Here is a 449-nt window from a genome sequence, read left to right on the forward strand (position 1 = left end):
CAGTGCGGCGGGTGCAGCTCCTCCACACCCTCGCCGACGGCGACCGGGTCGAACGCGACGGCCTCCGGGTCGGCGGGACGCAGCAGGTCCAGCGGCCCGCCCGGGAGCCCGACCCGCTCGTGCACCCCCGGGTCAGACACCGGCGCGGTGGGTGAACCGGCCGCCGACGAGCGTCGCCGCGACCGGCATGGCCCGCAGTGTCGCCGGGTCGCAGGAGGTCGGGTCGGCGTCGGTCAGCACGAGGTCGGCGGGCGCGCCCACGACGACCGCGGCGGCCGAGCCGTCGACCACCCCGAACGACGCACCCAGCGCGGTCGCCCGGTCGATCTCCTGCTCGGGGTGCCAGCGGTCCCGGTCGTCGGCGGTGCGGTGCACGGCCGCGGCGAGCGCGATCCACGGGTCCAGCGGCGCCACCGGGGCGTCGGAGCCGAGCGCGAGGCGGGCCCCGG

Annotated in this window: 1 protein-coding gene; it reads right to left on the minus strand. The window is 79.3% G+C overall.

From position 1 onward, the window contains the following. Positions 1-132 precede the first annotated feature (132 nt). A partial coding sequence (locus GTW08_RS18665; protein ID WP_161152294.1) for an amidohydrolase family protein occupies positions 133-449 on the minus strand: 317 nt, incomplete at its 5' end.

Origin of the sequence: Pseudonocardia sp. SID8383 (assembly GCF_009864975.1) — a bacterium.
GTDB classification, from domain to species: domain Bacteria; phylum Actinomycetota; class Actinomycetes; order Mycobacteriales; family Pseudonocardiaceae; genus Pseudonocardia; species Pseudonocardia alni.